This window comes from Aestuariivivens insulae (assembly GCF_022662195.1).
Taxonomy (GTDB): Bacteria; Bacteroidota; Bacteroidia; order Flavobacteriales; family Flavobacteriaceae; genus Aestuariivivens; species Aestuariivivens insulae.
Window position 1 is genome coordinate 42198 of the sequence record NZ_JAKMCS010000019.1, and the last position, 14629, is coordinate 56826.

The 14629-nt window shown below is 36.0% G+C and carries 13 protein-coding genes and 1 other RNA gene; 7 read left to right on the plus strand and 7 right to left on the minus strand.

The annotated features are described in order from the left end of the window. The first annotated feature begins 46 nt into the window (after nucleotides 1-46). Nucleotides 47-1105, plus strand: a complete 1059-nt coding sequence (locus MR062_RS16325) for a calcium:proton antiporter (protein ID WP_242206235.1) — start codon at nucleotides 47-49, stop codon at nucleotides 1103-1105. 201 nt (nucleotides 1106-1306) lie between these two features. After that, on the plus strand, nucleotides 1307-3733 hold the full coding sequence (pheT, locus tag MR062_RS16330; protein ID WP_242206237.1) for a phenylalanine--tRNA ligase subunit beta: 2427 nt from the start codon (nucleotides 1307-1309) through the stop codon (nucleotides 3731-3733). A 408-nt stretch (nucleotides 3734-4141) separates the two neighbouring features. Here the strand turns inward: pheT and MR062_RS16335 are convergent, their stop codons facing one another. Beyond that, the gene (locus MR062_RS16335) at nucleotides 4142-4969 is read right to left on the minus strand and encodes a cyclase family protein (RefSeq protein ID WP_242206239.1); all 828 of its coding nucleotides are present in this window, start codon (nucleotides 4967-4969) and stop codon (nucleotides 4142-4144) included. Between the two features lie 147 nt (nucleotides 4970-5116). On the opposite strand from MR062_RS16335, the gene MR062_RS16340 reads away from it, so the two are divergent. Then, nucleotides 5117-5356 (plus strand): putative signal transducing protein, encoded by a 240-nt coding sequence (locus tag MR062_RS16340; protein ID WP_242206240.1) that lies wholly within the window; start codon nucleotides 5117-5119, stop codon nucleotides 5354-5356. A gap of 45 nt (nucleotides 5357-5401) precedes the next feature. Here MR062_RS16340 and MR062_RS16345 read toward each other — a convergent pair whose 3' ends face one another. Then, a complete protein-coding gene (locus MR062_RS16345) occupies nucleotides 5402-7027 on the minus strand; it encodes an ABC-F family ATP-binding cassette domain-containing protein (protein ID WP_242206242.1) in 1626 nt (541 codons plus the stop codon). Nucleotides 7028-7230: 203 nt separating this feature from the next. On the opposite strand from MR062_RS16345, the gene MR062_RS16350 reads away from it, so the two are divergent. Continuing rightward, a complete protein-coding gene (locus MR062_RS16350) occupies nucleotides 7231-8658 on the plus strand; it encodes a TlpA family protein disulfide reductase (protein ID WP_242206245.1) in 1428 nt (475 codons plus the stop codon). 75 nt (nucleotides 8659-8733) lie between these two features. Here MR062_RS16350 and fsa read toward each other — a convergent pair whose 3' ends face one another. The 4 genes from fsa to ffs all read right to left on the minus strand — a co-directional run bounded on the left by fsa (nucleotide 8734) and on the right by ffs (nucleotide 10996). After that, nucleotides 8734-9390, minus strand: a complete 657-nt coding sequence (fsa, locus tag MR062_RS16355) for a fructose-6-phosphate aldolase (RefSeq protein WP_242206247.1) — start codon at nucleotides 9388-9390, stop codon at nucleotides 8734-8736. A 128-nt stretch (nucleotides 9391-9518) separates the two neighbouring features. Further along, nucleotides 9519-9950, minus strand: a complete 432-nt coding sequence (locus MR062_RS16360; protein WP_242206249.1) for a hypothetical protein — start codon at nucleotides 9948-9950, stop codon at nucleotides 9519-9521. A 44-nt stretch (nucleotides 9951-9994) separates the two neighbouring features. Continuing rightward, a complete protein-coding gene (locus MR062_RS16365; RefSeq protein WP_242206251.1) occupies nucleotides 9995-10798 on the minus strand; it encodes an SDR family oxidoreductase in 804 nt (267 codons plus the stop codon). A 99-nt stretch (nucleotides 10799-10897) separates the two neighbouring features. Beyond that, nucleotides 10898-10996: signal recognition particle sRNA small type (ffs, locus tag MR062_RS16370), an RNA gene on the minus strand. An 87-nt stretch (nucleotides 10997-11083) separates the two neighbouring features. On the opposite strand from ffs, the gene MR062_RS16375 reads away from it, so the two are divergent. The 3 genes from MR062_RS16375 (at nucleotide 11084) to MR062_RS16385 (ending at nucleotide 13415) form a co-directional block, all read left to right on the plus strand. Then, on the plus strand, nucleotides 11084-12118 hold the full coding sequence (locus MR062_RS16375; RefSeq protein ID WP_242206252.1) for a glutaminyl-peptide cyclotransferase: 1035 nt from the start codon (nucleotides 11084-11086) through the stop codon (nucleotides 12116-12118). 218 nt (nucleotides 12119-12336) lie between these two features. Beyond that, nucleotides 12337-12798 carry a RidA family protein gene (locus MR062_RS16380; protein WP_242206254.1) on the plus strand — a complete coding sequence of 154 codons (462 nt, stop codon included), beginning with the start codon at nucleotides 12337-12339 and terminating at the stop codon, nucleotides 12796-12798. Nucleotides 12799-12851: 53 nt separating this feature from the next. Further along, entirely contained in the window at nucleotides 12852-13415 is a 564-nt protein-coding gene (locus tag MR062_RS16385) for a nucleotidyltransferase family protein (protein ID WP_242206257.1), read from the plus strand. Between the two features lie 219 nt (nucleotides 13416-13634). Here MR062_RS16385 and MR062_RS16390 read toward each other — a convergent pair. Then, nucleotides 13635-14629: PorP/SprF family type IX secretion system membrane protein (locus tag MR062_RS16390; RefSeq protein WP_394800547.1), on the minus strand; the 995-nt coding region annotated here is incomplete at its 5' end.

Here is a 14629-nt window from a genome sequence, read left to right on the forward strand (position 1 = left end):
CCTACATTTATAATCACAGTAACAATCATTTTGAAATAATAAAAAAATGAAACGCATTCTTAGCTGGTACAAAATCATCCCCCTACTTGCCATTATCGCCTATATCACTAACCTATTCCAGTTTAATACTTTGGGGCAAATTATTGTTGTTGCCCTATTAATTGGTTCTGTTCTTGCAGCAGTACTGCACTCCGAAATTATAGCCCACAGGGTTGGAGAACCCTTTGGCACCATTATACTGGCCGTTTCGGTAACAGTAATAGAAGTCGCATTAATTGTATCCCTCATGCTTGCCGGTGGGGACAAAGCCCTTTATTTAGCTAGGGACACTGTTTTTTCGGCTGTCATGATACTTTTAACCGTGATTATTGGATTGTGCATCTGGATTGGTAGTATAAAACATTTTGAACAAACCTTCGACAAAAAGTCAGTCAACACAGCTTTGGTAAGCTTAGTTACCATACTCGTTTTATCGTTAGTATTACCAAACTTCATAGGAAATGCAGATGACCCCAACTCAAGTAAATCCCAACTCATCTTTGTGGCCGTTATCTGTTTGGTTATCTATGGTACATTCATATACGTTCAAACCATTCGCCATCGTAACTACTTTTTATCTAATCAAAAAGACAGTCATCAAGCTAAACCTAATGAAGTCCCATTATATGTTAATCTTATATTTTTGATTATAAGTTTGGTGATCGTGGTCTTATTGGCAAAAACCATTTCCCCAACCATCGAGGGCATTATTATTGAGGCCGGTTTACCACAATCATTACTCGGAGTAATTATAGCCTTAATAATCTTATTGCCTGAGGCCATAGCGGCAATAAAAGCTGCACATAATGATGATATACAAACAAGCCTAAACCTATCTTTAGGTTCTGCTTTGGCGGCCATAGGGCTCACAATACCTACAGTTACCTTTGTTAGTGTTATTTTTGATATAAATATTATTTTAGGACTGGATAGCATTACTATGCTACTGCTAGGGTTAACAGTATTTACAGTAATGCTATCGTTATCTAAAGGCAGAACAAATATTATATATGGTGTTATTCTTATTTCATTGTTTGCAACATTCATATTTACAATCCTGCAATAAAGCAATCTAAATTTTTTCGTTCTAAATTTTATCAAATTATCACGGTTTTAATACTCCAATATTTGAATGCTTGTTGCAATAGTTTATCTTTGCTGGCTTAAATAGTACATGGTTTATGAAACCGTCGTTATTAATATATGTTCAACAACTATTTTAACAATGAATGGTTAGATCTGACCTCTAAAACAATAAAGTATACAGATGAAAATTTCTTATAACTGGCTGAAGCAATTTATCAAAACCGATTGGGCTCCAGAACAAATAAGTGAACTATTAACCGATTTAGGGCTTGAAGTAGAAGGTGTTGAGGACTATCAATCGGTAAAAGGTGGATTACAGGGTGTTGTTATTGGCGAAGTGCTTACCTGTGAAAAACATCCCAATGCCGATAAATTAAAAGTTACTACGGTTGATATTGGAGGTGATGAACCGCTACAGATTGTTTGCGGGGCTCCCAATGTTGCTAAAGGGCAAAAAGTACCAGTTGCAACCATTGGCTCCACGTTATACACCGAAGAAGGTGAGTCATGGATCATTAAGAAAGGTAAGATTAGAGGAGAAGCAAGCCATGGTATGATTTGTGCCGAAGACGAATTGGGCTTGGGTAAATCGCACGATGGTATTATGGTACTTGATTCCAATCTTAAAATAGGAACACCTGCGGCCGACGTGTTTAAAATTGAAAATGATAGCGTCTTCGAAATAGGCCTAACGCCCAATCGTGCAGATGCCATGAGTCATTTTGGTGTTGCCCGTGACCTTAAAGCCGGTTTTCTTCAAAAAGACATCAATTTAGAACTTATTACGCCATCGGTAAGTGCTTTTCATACCGACAACCGTACACTTAAAATTGATGTCGATGTTATCAATAAAGATTTAGCTCCCCGTTACTGTGGAGTTACCATTTCTGGACTAAAAGTTGGAGATTCCCCAGAATGGTTGCAACATCGTTTAAAGGCTATAGGCTTGGCACCCATAAATAATGTCGTAGATGCCACAAATTACGTTTTGCATGAGTTGGGACAGCCGCTTCATGCCTTTGATGCCGTTAAGATAGCTGGCAATAAAATTGAAGTTAAAACTTTAGAACGTGGTACCAAGTTTACAACCTTGGATGGTGTGGAGCGTGAGTTACATGGGGACGATCTTATGATTTGTGACGCCCAAAAACCCATTTGTATTGCTGGAGTATTTGGTGGGATTGATTCTGGCGTAACCGAAAGTACAACAAGCATATTTTTAGAAAGTGCTTATTTTAATCCTGTAAGCATTCGTAAATCGGCAAAACGCCACGGGTTGAACACAGACGCTTCCTTTAGGTTTGAGCGTGGTATTGACCCTAATATCACTGAATATGCATTAAAACGAGCAACGCTTTTAATACAGGAAATAGCTGGTGGTGAAGTTACAAGCGACGTTATAGACATCTATCCTAAAAAAATTAAGGACTTTGAAATACGTCTAAGCTTCGAAAATGCACAAAAGCTTATTGGCGAAGAAATCCCTAAGGAAATTATTAAACGTATACTTACATCATTAGAGATAAAGGTTAATAATGTAACCGAAGCTGGCTTGGGACTTACTGTACCCGCTTATAGAAATGACGTACAACGCGAAGCCGATGTTATTGAGGAAATTTTACGGGTGTATGGCTATAATAACATTAAAACAACAACAAAGCTAAACGCCTCAGTTTCCAACACATCTCGCTTTGAAGACCATAAAATACAAGATGTTATTGGTAATTTGTTAGCTGCCCAAGGTTTTTTTGAAACACTCTCTAATTCCTTAACCACACCCAATTATGTGGCTTTAAGTGATCAATTAGATGAAGCACATAACGTTACCATGTTAAATCCACTAAGTAATGATTTATCGGTACTTAGACAATCGCTATTGTTTTCTGGCTTAGAGGCTATTTCGTATAACATTAACAGAAAACGCCAGGATTTAAAGCTATTCGAATTTGGAAAGACCTATCATGACATTGATGGTGAAAGAAAGGAATTTAAGCACCTAAGCCTATTGGTTACCGGTAGCAGAAATCCCGAAAGCTGGCATAGCGCTAATGGGAAAAGTGATTTCTTCTTTTTAAAAGGCATTGTAGCTACTACTTTGGAACGTTTGGGTATATCAAGATATGCCGAAGCGCCTATTGCCAATGATTTATTTGGGGAAGGTTTGTCGATCTCCCAAGGTAAAACCAAGTTAGTCGACTTTGGATTAGTAAAAAAATCTGTTTTAAAGGCTTTTGATATTTCACAGGAAGTGGTTTATGCCGATTTTAATTGGGATGCCATTCTAGAATTGGTGAAACGTAATAAAATTACATTTAAGCCCATTCCAAAATACCCAATGGTAAGACGTGACTTTGCTTTGCTATTAGATGATAATGTTTCTTTTGAAGACATCCATAAGATTGCTAAACAAAGTGAAAGACAATTGCTAAAGGAGGTAAGCCTTTTTGATGTTTACCAAGGCAAAAACCTGCCTAAAGGCAAAAAGAGCTATGCGGTGAGCTTTACATTACAGGATGAGAACAAAACGCTCACCGATAAGCAAATTGACAAAATCATGAGTAAGCTTCAAGCTAATTTTGAAAAACAGCTTGGGGCAGAATTGCGATAGTGTATACGACAAGTTTAGCCCTTGTGATTGATGGAAGTTAGATGTTTGTGTACATCCCTGATATAGTTTGCACGCTAAAAATTAAATAATTGGGCAAACGTTTTTTAACCATCTCGTCTTCATTCCGTTTACTCGGAATGAATCCATGAACAGAACTCGTTCCCCTCGAAATGAAGGAAAGGTGGCTTTAAACTCGTTTAAGAATTTAAAGTTAGAAGGGTATTATTAAAAAAAGTACAAGGCTTTTATCATATACTGAACTAACAAATAAAGCCCCGCAAAAGTGATAGCAGCGGCAGCTTTTTTAAAATTCAAAAATTTTAAAAAACTATAGCGGATAGCACGGTGGCTTGCCATTTGCCCTAAAGACATCAACAGTAATATTTATTGCAAATCTATTAAGCTTGCTCATTGGTTAACAAGTGCTATAATCCTTAAAGGGCCGCCGCTTCCTCCCTTAATTTTCATAGGTAAGGCTACGATTGTAAAATTTTTGGAGGGTAACTGGTCTAAATGAGTCAGGTTTTCAAAAGCTGGAATATTTTTTCCAAGAAGGATAACGTGGCTTTTAAAGTCGGTAGACTGCCCATAATCTATACTAGGTGTATCAATACCTATGGCATGAATTTTTCTGTTTTCAACAAGCCAAGTGGCGGCTTCTGGAGCTAAGCCAGGAAAGTGTAAATCTTTTACTGCCTCTGGGCCACGCATTTCCGTTCCTAAATAGTTTAACTTATTGGGATAATATTTAGAATATCCTGTTTGCAATAGCACTATGCTTCCTTCTGGGATTTGTGTTTTTTCGGTCCTTTCCCAATTCAAAAAATCATCTGTCGTTATAAGATATTCTGGATTGTTTAGTGCCTTATGGGACACATCTATTTTAATAGCACTACCAATTAAGTGTTCTAAAGGTATTTCATCTACCGTTTGACCTTCTTTAGCAAAATGAATTGGTGCATCTATATGGGTGCCTCCATGTTCTGCCGTTGAAAAATTATTAGCCGCATAAAAAAAGCCCTGCTCGGTCTCGCCATGGGCCACAGTATCCAATTCAAACTCCTTTGCCGTTACCCAATAAATGGTTTCATCTGAAAAATCGTGGGTTAAATCAATAATTTCAGCATTAGCCAAAAGCCCTTTTTCAGACGGGTAACTTTCCTTTTTATTTTGAACATTTTCCTTGCAAGCCATTATCAAAACGCCAAGAAACAATATGTAAATTCTTTTATCCATGACCCATACATTTAGAGATTAATTATTTACACTCATGTAATAACCTCTAATTTAATGATTTAATTCTATGTAATTCATGAAGAAAATAAAGTTTTTGTTATCCTTTATATTCCGTATATTTAATACAGGATATCTAATACTAAAAAAATGACTGATTCTAATTATACTAAAATTTTTACGGGCAGTTTAGTCATTGTACAGCATCTTGTACAAGAACTGGAGGAAAGCGGTATTAATGCCATAGTTAAAGACGAAACCGAATCGGCACGCTTGGCCGGTTTTGGTGGTGGTATTGTTCCTGGTTTTCAAGAAGTCTTTGTAAATAATGACGAGCTTGATGAAGCTATGACTGTTGTAGACAAAATAAAAGCAGAAATGGAAGACTAACACGCTCCCTTTTCTGCTTGTCTATCGTTTAATAACAGCTTACTATTAAGCCGTTACGGAATACATTTTTTCGCGTAATTCCTTGATCTTTTTATCCTGCATGTACTCATCAAAGGTTATATAGCGATCTATAATTCCATTTGGAGTTAACTCTATAACCCTATTGGCAACGGTTTGCGCAAACTCATGGTCGTGGGTTGTAAACAACACGGTACCTTTAAAGTTTTTTAAGGAGTTGTTAAAAGCGGTAATACTTTCCAAATCTAAGTGGTTGGTAGGCTCGTCCAGCATAAGTACATTTGCCCTTAGCATCATCATTCTACTCAACATACAACGTACTTTTTCGCCTCCAGATAACACATTCGATTTTTTTAGGGCTTCTTCTCCACTAAAAATCATTTTCCCTAAAAATCCACGTATATAAACTTCCTCGCGCTCTTCATCGGTCTTAGCCCATTGGCGTAACCAATCAACAAGTGTTAGATTATTATTAAAAAACGCACTATTATCTAATGGCAAATACGATTGTGTTGTTGTAACCCCCCAAGCAAACTTACCAGAATCTGCTTTTTCATTATTGTTTATAATTTGATAAAATGCCGTTGTCGCTCTAGAATCTCTTGAAAACACAACTACCTTATCCCCTTTGGCTAAGTTTAAATCGATGTTATTAAACAACACCTCGCCATCTATAGACGCAGAAAGGCCTTCAATATTTAATATCTGGTCTCCAGCTTCTCTTTCACGTTCAAAAATAATGGCTGGATAACGACGGCTTGTAGGTCTAATATCTTCAATATTAAGCTTATCAATCATTTTCTTCCTACTGGTAGCCTGCTTACTTTTAGCCACGTTAGCAGAAAAACGTCTAATAAACTCTTCCAATTCTTTCTTCTTTTCCTCGGCCTTTTTGTTTTGTTGGGCACGTTGTTTCGCTGCTAACTGCGAAGACTCATACCAAAATGTATAGTTTCCGGAATAGTGGTTGATTTTTCCAAAATCAATATCTGAAATGTGTGTACAAACCGCATCTAAAAAGTGACGGTCGTGAGATACCACGATAACGCAATTATCGTAATTGGCCAAAAAGTTCTCTAACCACGAAATGGTTTCATAATCCAAATCGTTGGTAGGCTCATCCATGATCAACACATCTGGATTACCAAATAAAGCCTGCGCTAACAAGACACGTACTTTCTGTTTCCCATCTAAATCGGCCATTACCGTATAGTGCAACTCTTCTTTTATCCCTAAATTCGATAATAAAGCCGCTGCATCACTATCGGCATTCCAACCGTTCATTTCTTCAAATTGTACCTGCAACTCCCCTATCTTATCGGCGTTTTCATCTGAATAATCGGCATACAAAGCATCTATTTCAGTTTTAATCTTAAATAAAGGCTTGTTTCCCATTAAAACGGTTTCCAAAACCGTATGCTCGTCGTACAAATTATGGTTTTGCTCAAGTACAGACATACGCTTACCAGCTTCAAGGGATACATGCCCAGAAGTAGGTTCCATTTTTCCTGATAATATCTTTAAAAATGTAGACTTACCTGAACCATTTGCACCAATGATGCCGTAACAATTACCATTGTTGAAAGTCGTGTTAACCTCGTCAAAAAGTATACGTTTTCCAAATTGGACAGAAAGATTAGAAACTGATAGCATAGCGTGTATTAAAATTTTTTGCAAAAGTAGAAAATTCAAACTGTTTGTGAAACGTTCTTACCATATTTTTAAGCTCTTGGAAAATATATCAATTATAGACATAATAAGATTTAACAGGCCATTAACAGGACAATATAAATACAAGGTCTATTTTTGTTAATGGATTTGGGTGTTTGTGCCCAAACAAACTTAGGTAGGGATTTATGAAATTTTATATTGGACTTTTAATACTCGCCATAACGTGTTTTGGATGTAAAAAGGACACGAGGTCTTCGGATAGGAATTATGCCTATTTTGGAGGTCAAGTGATTAATCCTAAATCCAATTTTGTGGTGCTGTATAAATCTGAAAACGTTTTAGATACCATTTTATTGGATGGCAACAATAGATTTATTCATAAAATTGATAATTTAAAAGCTGGGTTCTATACCTTTCGCCATGGCGATGAAATTCAATCGGTACTATTGGAACCCCAAGACAGCCTCCTATTTAGGTTAAACACCTTAGATTTTGATGAATCTTTAGTATATACCGGTTTAGGCGCTAAAAAAAACAACTACTTTATTAGTGAGTATCTTCAAAACGAACCCTCATTGGAAGTTAAGAATCTATATAAATCCTGCCAATTGGATATTAAAAGCTTTGAGGAGAAAATAAAAAACATAAGAAAAAGAAGTTACAAAGTTTTAGAAGCCTTTAAAGAAAAAAATCCAACCTCCAACTTATTTAATAATCTAGCTAAGGCTAATATTGATTATAATTACTATTTAAAAAAAGAAGCTTATCCACTATACCATAAGGGAACTAGTGAATCTGAAACATTGGCATTGTTGCCAAACGACTTTTACGCCTATAGGGAATTGGTGAACTATAACGATTCTTTATTAAAAGACAGTTTTAGCTACCAATCGTTTTTACGTTATAATTTAAGTAATTTGTCCTGTAAAACCCATTTGGATCATTCTAAAAAAAAACATTTTAATTGGGCTTCGGTTTGTTTTACGCTAGACAGGTTAAACCTAATTGACAGTTTAATTGATGATACTACTATAAAAAACAACCTACTCTATCATTATACGTCTAGATTTTTAGCCAATAATAAAGAGGGAAAAAATAATGAGGCTATAATCGAGGCCTATCTGGAGAAAAGTACCGATAAAGAAAAGAGTAAAATGGTAAAGCAATATGCTTCTGCAATTAAAAGCTTAAAACCAGGAAACTATTTACCTAATATTGTCATTAAAGATTATAGCAACAAAGAATACCAATTAGATTCAAAAATACAAGCGACTACTGTTATCTGTTTTTGGACACTTGCGGCATATAACCACTTTAAAGATTGTCACAATAGAGTAAAAGAATTGGAAATCAAGTATCCTGAGGTTTCTTTTATTAGGATCAACATAGACGATTACAATGCAGAAACCATTCAAAAAACGTTAAGGAAAAATTATATTGGGCTAGACAATGAATACCTGTTCAAAAACCCTGAAAAGGCAAGAGCTACTCTTGCTATTTATCCTAAAATTAAAACATTTATCATTGATAAAAACAAAAAGATTGTAAATAGCAATTCCAATATTTTTAATCATAATTTTGAAGAAGAATTGCTTGGAGCAATAAACAGGTAAAAGCTTAAAAAAAGTATAAAAAAATCCTCTTCAATGTTTATACTGAAGAGGATTTTTTTTAAAAGGAATCTTATGTTAGTTATTTCCTTTTTTATAATCTTCTAAGAACTTAGCCAAGCCAATGTCGGTTAATGGGTGTTTTAGCAAGCCTTCAATAGAACTTAATGGTCCAGTCATAACATCGGCACCTAATTTGGCACAATCAATAACGTGCATGGTGTGACGTACAGAGGCTGCCAATATTTCGGTATCAAAACCATAGTTATCAAAAATTTGTCTTATTTCTGCGATAAGGTTTAAACCATCGGTAGAAATATCATCCAAACGTCCTATAAAAGGAGACACATAAGAGGCTCCTGCCTTAGCAGCCAATAAAGCTTGCCCTGGTGAAAATACCAAGGTTACATTTGTTTTTATTCCTTTTTCAGAAAAGTATTTACATGCCTTAACCCCATCCTTAATCATAGGTAGTTTAATTACGATTTGGTCATGCAGTTCAGCTAAAGCCTCTCCTTCCCTTACCATGCCATCAAAATCGGTTGAAATAACTTCGGCACTTACATCGCCATCTACTATATTGCAGATATCAACATAATGCTTCATTATATTGTCATGTCCCGTAATGCCCTCTTTAGCCATTAAGGAAGGGTTTGTTGTAACACCATCTAAAATCCCCATATCTTGGGCATCTTTTATTTGGTCTAGATTAGCTGTGTCTATAAAAAACTTCATTATTATGTTTTTGTGTTTATAAGTTATAATTCGTTGCAAATTTACAATAATTAGATAAAAGAAATTCAACTAATTACTTAAAGGTTTAAGTACCATGATTGGTAATGGACATCAAATACATCCTCCGCTTACCTAATTTTAAGAGTATACGTTTTAGAAGTGCTCTCTTTACAAAGTCCATCGCAATCATTTAATGTGTTTTCGCAATCCTCATAGTAGTCATCTACTTGTTCAACACTTAAACGTACCGTAAATTGGTATCTCCCAGATTCCTGTGGCGTGCCTTCAATAATTACAGACCTATAATCTACTACAAATTCTAATCCTTCAGGCAAATCTCCATCTATAGAAAAGTAATAATAGTAATCGTCGTCTCTTGGTTCGTTTTTAATCTGTGCATTAATCGCATCTGTATAGTAACTATTAACTTGGCCTATTTTCAGTATATCATCAGATAACACTGGATGCCTATTAAGCACACACTCCAAAATATCCTGGCAGCTAGTTGTAATAAAAATTAAGATAAGTAAAACGGAAAAGAATTTTATGCTTTTATTCATGTCGTCAGTTTTCTCCTAAACCAAACACAAATAACATACCAAAACTATAGCTTATAATGATTCATCAAAAGCTTTTCATAAACAGTATCTGGTAAAATACGCTTTAAAACAATAGAAAATTTCTGCATAAACTCACCAACTTTATAATGCACCTTGGGCGATTTAGCCTGTATGATTTTAAAAACAGCCTTAGCCATTATATTGGGGTCACTACCAGAATCGACATGAGCATTCATTAACTCCAATGTTTTTCCGTAAGTCGCTTTATATGGCGAATTGTCCAATAGCGGGGCATGGTAGCGTCCAGCGGCAATATTAGTTGCAAAGTCGCCTGGTGCCACATTGGTCATATGAATATTAAAAGGCTTTAATTCCATTCTAAATGCTTCGGTTATTAGCTCTAAAGCGCCTTTACTGGCACTATATACACCACGATACGGTAATCCCATATATCCTGCAATGGAAGTTGTATTTATGATCAAACCTGATTGTTGTGATCGCATATGCGGCAGCACTGCCTTGATAACATTGATAGGACCAAAAAAATTGGTTTCAAAATTGGCCTTGATTTCCGCTTCTGGAATTTCCTCAATAGGCCCTGTAATCCCTGCTCCAGCATTATTGATCAATACATCTAACTTCCCTTGTTTCTCAATAATAGCTTCTACAGCAGCTCTAATGGAAGCAAGATCCTTTACGTCTAGCTTTAATAATGGAAACTTACTTTCTGGGTATCGCTCCGGATTTCTACTGGTTCCATAAACCACAAAACCCTTTTCGATTAAAAATTCACCTATGGATTTTCCTATACCTGAAGATCCTCCCGTTATTAAAACAACTTTAGACATAAATAAAAATGAATAATTAAAAATGTAAAATTAACAATGAATCTGATTAAATAAGATTAAAACCAAAAAAGATTAAAAAAGGACAGAATAGGGCATAAAAAAAGGCAAGCTACCTACATCACACCGCTACGACCATATACCTTTGCTGCGTTCCCGCCCTGGAGGATTCTACAGGAGCTGGTTGTGTAGGACTTGCCAGGTGCAAAGATACAACCTTTTAAAATTTTCACAATGATTTTTTAAACCGATTTTAAATAAATATCTTGCTTAAAAATTAAAACGACAATGCGGTTTTTTAACTATCTTACTTTCATATTATTAGGGTTAATACTTGTGTCTTGTGGTTCGAACGCCAAACAAAAAAAAAGTGATTTTACCCTAACCACCAATGCCAAAAAAGGCGATATTTCTATAAATGAAACCTTAAATATCTCACTCAGTAACAAAAAAAAGCATGTTATTGATTCCGTTACTTATACATTAGACGGTAGAAACATAAAGGACAATACGCCTTTATCCAATTTTAAACTAGGAAAGCATACCATTGAAGCAACGGTATATTTCAATAACGAAAAGCAGCTTACCTCCACGCCTATTACTATTCTAAATAATGAAGCTCCTAAAATATTTAAGTACAAAATAATTAATGAATATCCTCATGATATTACATCCTATACCCAAGGGATTGAATTTTTCAATGGCAATTTATACGAAAGTACCGGACAGTACAAAGAGTCCAAATTACGCCAGGTGGATTACAAAACAGGTAAGATTATAAAAAACATAGATCTTGCCGATGAATATTTTGGAGAAGGGTTAACCATTTTGCACGATAAAATCTATCAACTCACATGGCGAGAAGGCACAGGCTTTGTTTACGATGTTAATACCTTCGACAAACTTACCAGTTTTAAATATGGCAACAGTAAGGAAGGTTGGGGATTATGCAACAACGACACTACCATTTACAAAAGCGACGGCACCGAAAACATTTGGCTTTTGGATCCCAAAACCCTTGTAGAGCAAAGCTACATACAGGTCTATACCAATAAAGGGAAAATAGTGGGGATTAATGAAATGGAATGGATTGACGGAAGCATCTATGCCAACCGTTACCAAAAAGATGGCGTGGCCATTATAAACCCTAAAAATGGTGCAGTTACTGGGGTTGTGGACTTTTCTCCGTTAAAAAAATTGGTCACGCAACATCAAGGCCTAGATGTATTAAACGGTATTGCCTATAACCCAGAAACCAAAACCATATTTGTTACCGGAAAACGCTGGGATAAATTGTTTGAGGTTGAGATTGTTGAAAATTAAATCGTATGTGGAGATGCATGTATCAAGTTGACATTCATTAATAATGAAACCACAAACTTATTTCCCTATTCTAGTTTTTATATTAATTGGATGCTCTCCAAAAAAACACCTGAATTAAACGGTGTATGGTACAATATAGATTCTTCTGATTTTCCTGCGGAAAGCCCCTCACAAACCATTATTTTTAATAAACATCCCAATATTCACAACTAAAATCAATGACCCCAAAAGAAAATTTAGAACAACACGGGTATAAATTGCCAAACGTTTCAACACCTGGGGGAAACTACGTATCGGTTAATATTAGACAAAATATAGCCTACATTGCCATCCAATTTCCTATTCAAAATGAAAAATATCACTATCAAGGACGCTTGGGTGAAAACCTAACAACCGAAGATGGTTATAAAGCAATGGAATTATGTGCTTTGAATGTTTTAGCCCAAATACATGATAAAATTGGATTTGAAAACATTGTTGGACTAAACCATATTGATGCCTATTTTCAATCAGGAGCAGATTGGGACGATTCACCTATAGTTGTTAATGGGGCTTCAGACTTATTCGTAAAAATTTTAGAAAATAAGGGCAGACACTCAAGAGCCATTTTTGGAGTTGAAAAACTGCCTCGCAATTTTAGCGTTGGATTAACAGCATCATTTACAGTAAAAAATGTATAATCAATAAACAGTATTGCCGTTAAAACGGGATTATTGATCCTAAAAAAAGAAACTTGACCTTAACCAAACAACTCATTAATATTATAGAAAGCGACGATTGGATGATTCAAACTTTAAAAACCGTTAGGGACTTGAACCTAAACGATTGCTGGATTGGAGCTGGTTTCGTTAGAAATAAAATCTGGGATTATAAACACGGTAAAAAAAGAACAGAACTAAATGATATTGATGTTATCTATTACAACAAGACCAAAGCTTTAAAAAATGATGATCTGCTAATTGAAAACAAACTAAAAACAATTACTTCAAATTTGAATTGGTCTGTAAAAAATCAAGCTAGAATGCACATTAAAAATAATCATAAACAATACATTAATTGTTATGAGGCCATTTCATTTTGGCCAGATACCGCTACATCAATAGCCATCAGATTAACCCCTAATAATACAATTGATTTTATTGCTCCGTACGGTTTAGACGACTTATTCAATCTCATGGTAATTCCAACACCTCAGTTCGATTTAAACACCTACCATAACAGGATTAAAAAAAAGAACTGGAAAGAAAAATGGAATAAACTCAATATAAAAACTTCCCATAGGATCATACAAGCATAACAACAACTATAATTTATGCCAATAATGATAGTCTTTAAAGAAAACGTATTTAGATGATTATCATTTTGAAGAAAACGATGCTTATACTGAAAATTATAGTAAGACTTACAACTTTATAGTTGATATTAATAAAGTATTTATCCTACTTTTAATTGTTATTATTAGTAATAACTCCTAAAAAATATAGAAATAGATGTATTCATACGCTTATAAACGGGTCTAATACCTCACCCTGGTCTTGGTACAGGGACAGTTGCTTATCCCCCTCAGGAAGTTAAGCCCGATGGTAATGACATGGGTCCCCGAGTTGTAGCCCGACAGCCCATTGGCAGTGATCTGGTAGGCATAGGCAAAATAGAACTTGTCCTGGTTGATCCCCGCCATGGGACCTATATTGAGCGGCTTGAGCAGCTGGTCGTTCAAAAAGCGGTACGAGATCCCCCCGAACACATAGTTGTCGTTCCTGCCGAACTTCTTCACCTTGAAATTAAGGTCCGTACTGGAACGCTTATCACTGGTAAACATCTGGTAAAATATAGAGGGCTCGAACTGAACACCATTGCGAATGGGCTTGCCAAAGGTATAGCCCGTATAGATTTGGTAGTTCAACAGAAACCTTGGTTCCTCTTGGAATATCTGGTTTTGAATATCCCTAAACTCATCGATATTCTTGTCGAGGAAATTATTCAAGTTCAAGCTAATAAAGAAATCCTTGTAACGGTACAGTGCTCCAACATCGAAGTTTATATTAGATTGCGCCCTGTCGTCTTCAATGCCTAAGGCCGATGCCGGTATTTGATTCCCACTTTCGTCATAACCAACAAAGTTTGCTATATCGATCCTAAAGTTGTTAACGTTGAGCGAAAGCCCAAGGGACAGGTACTGTTCCGAGGTCACGTCCAAGATCAAATGGTGGGCAAAAGAGAACTTCGCCCCCGTCTGTATCGTGTTACCGTTGCGGTCGTTATAGAACGATGCCCCTAGCCCCGAACGGTCACCAAGGCGCACATCGGCGTAAACCGATTGGTTATCGGGGGCGTCCTTGATCCCCACCCACTGCGTAAGCCCATTGGCACGGATCTTTAAATAGTCACCTATACCCGCAAAGGTCGGCGATACCACAAAATCATTGTCCGCCAAATATTGCGTATATACCGGCAGGTTAAGCTCCTGGCCATAACCAAACGTTACGGTAAGCAGAAAGAAATATAGTA

Coding starts and splice junctions, on each gene's coding strand:
- MR062_RS16360 (WP_242206249.1), bottom strand. CDS start 9,950: ATGAATAAAAGCATAAAATTCTTTTCCGTTTTACTTATCTTAATTTTT.
- MR062_RS16365 (WP_242206251.1), bottom strand. CDS start 10,798: ATGTCTAAAGTTGTTTTAATAACGGGAGGATCTTCAGGTATAGGAAAA.
- MR062_RS16340 (WP_242206240.1), top strand. CDS start 5,117: ATGACTGATTCTAATTATACTAAAATTTTTACGGGCAGTTTAGTCATT.
- MR062_RS16380 (WP_242206254.1), top strand. CDS start 12,337: ATGACCCCAAAAGAAAATTTAGAACAACACGGGTATAAATTGCCAAAC.
- fsa (WP_242206247.1), bottom strand. CDS start 9,390: ATGAAGTTTTTTATAGACACAGCTAATCTAGACCAAATAAAAGATGCC.
- MR062_RS16345 (WP_242206242.1), bottom strand. CDS start 7,027: ATGCTATCAGTTTCTAATCTTTCTGTCCAATTTGGAAAACGTATACTT.
- MR062_RS16325 (WP_242206235.1), top strand. CDS start 47: ATGAAACGCATTCTTAGCTGGTACAAAATCATCCCCCTACTTGCCATT.
- MR062_RS16375 (WP_242206252.1), top strand. CDS start 11,084: ATGCGGTTTTTTAACTATCTTACTTTCATATTATTAGGGTTAATACTT.
- pheT (WP_242206237.1), top strand. CDS start 1,307: ATGAAAATTTCTTATAACTGGCTGAAGCAATTTATCAAAACCGATTGG.
- MR062_RS16335 (WP_242206239.1), bottom strand. CDS start 4,969: ATGGATAAAAGAATTTACATATTGTTTCTTGGCGTTTTGATAATGGCT.
- MR062_RS16350 (WP_242206245.1), top strand. CDS start 7,231: ATGAAATTTTATATTGGACTTTTAATACTCGCCATAACGTGTTTTGGA.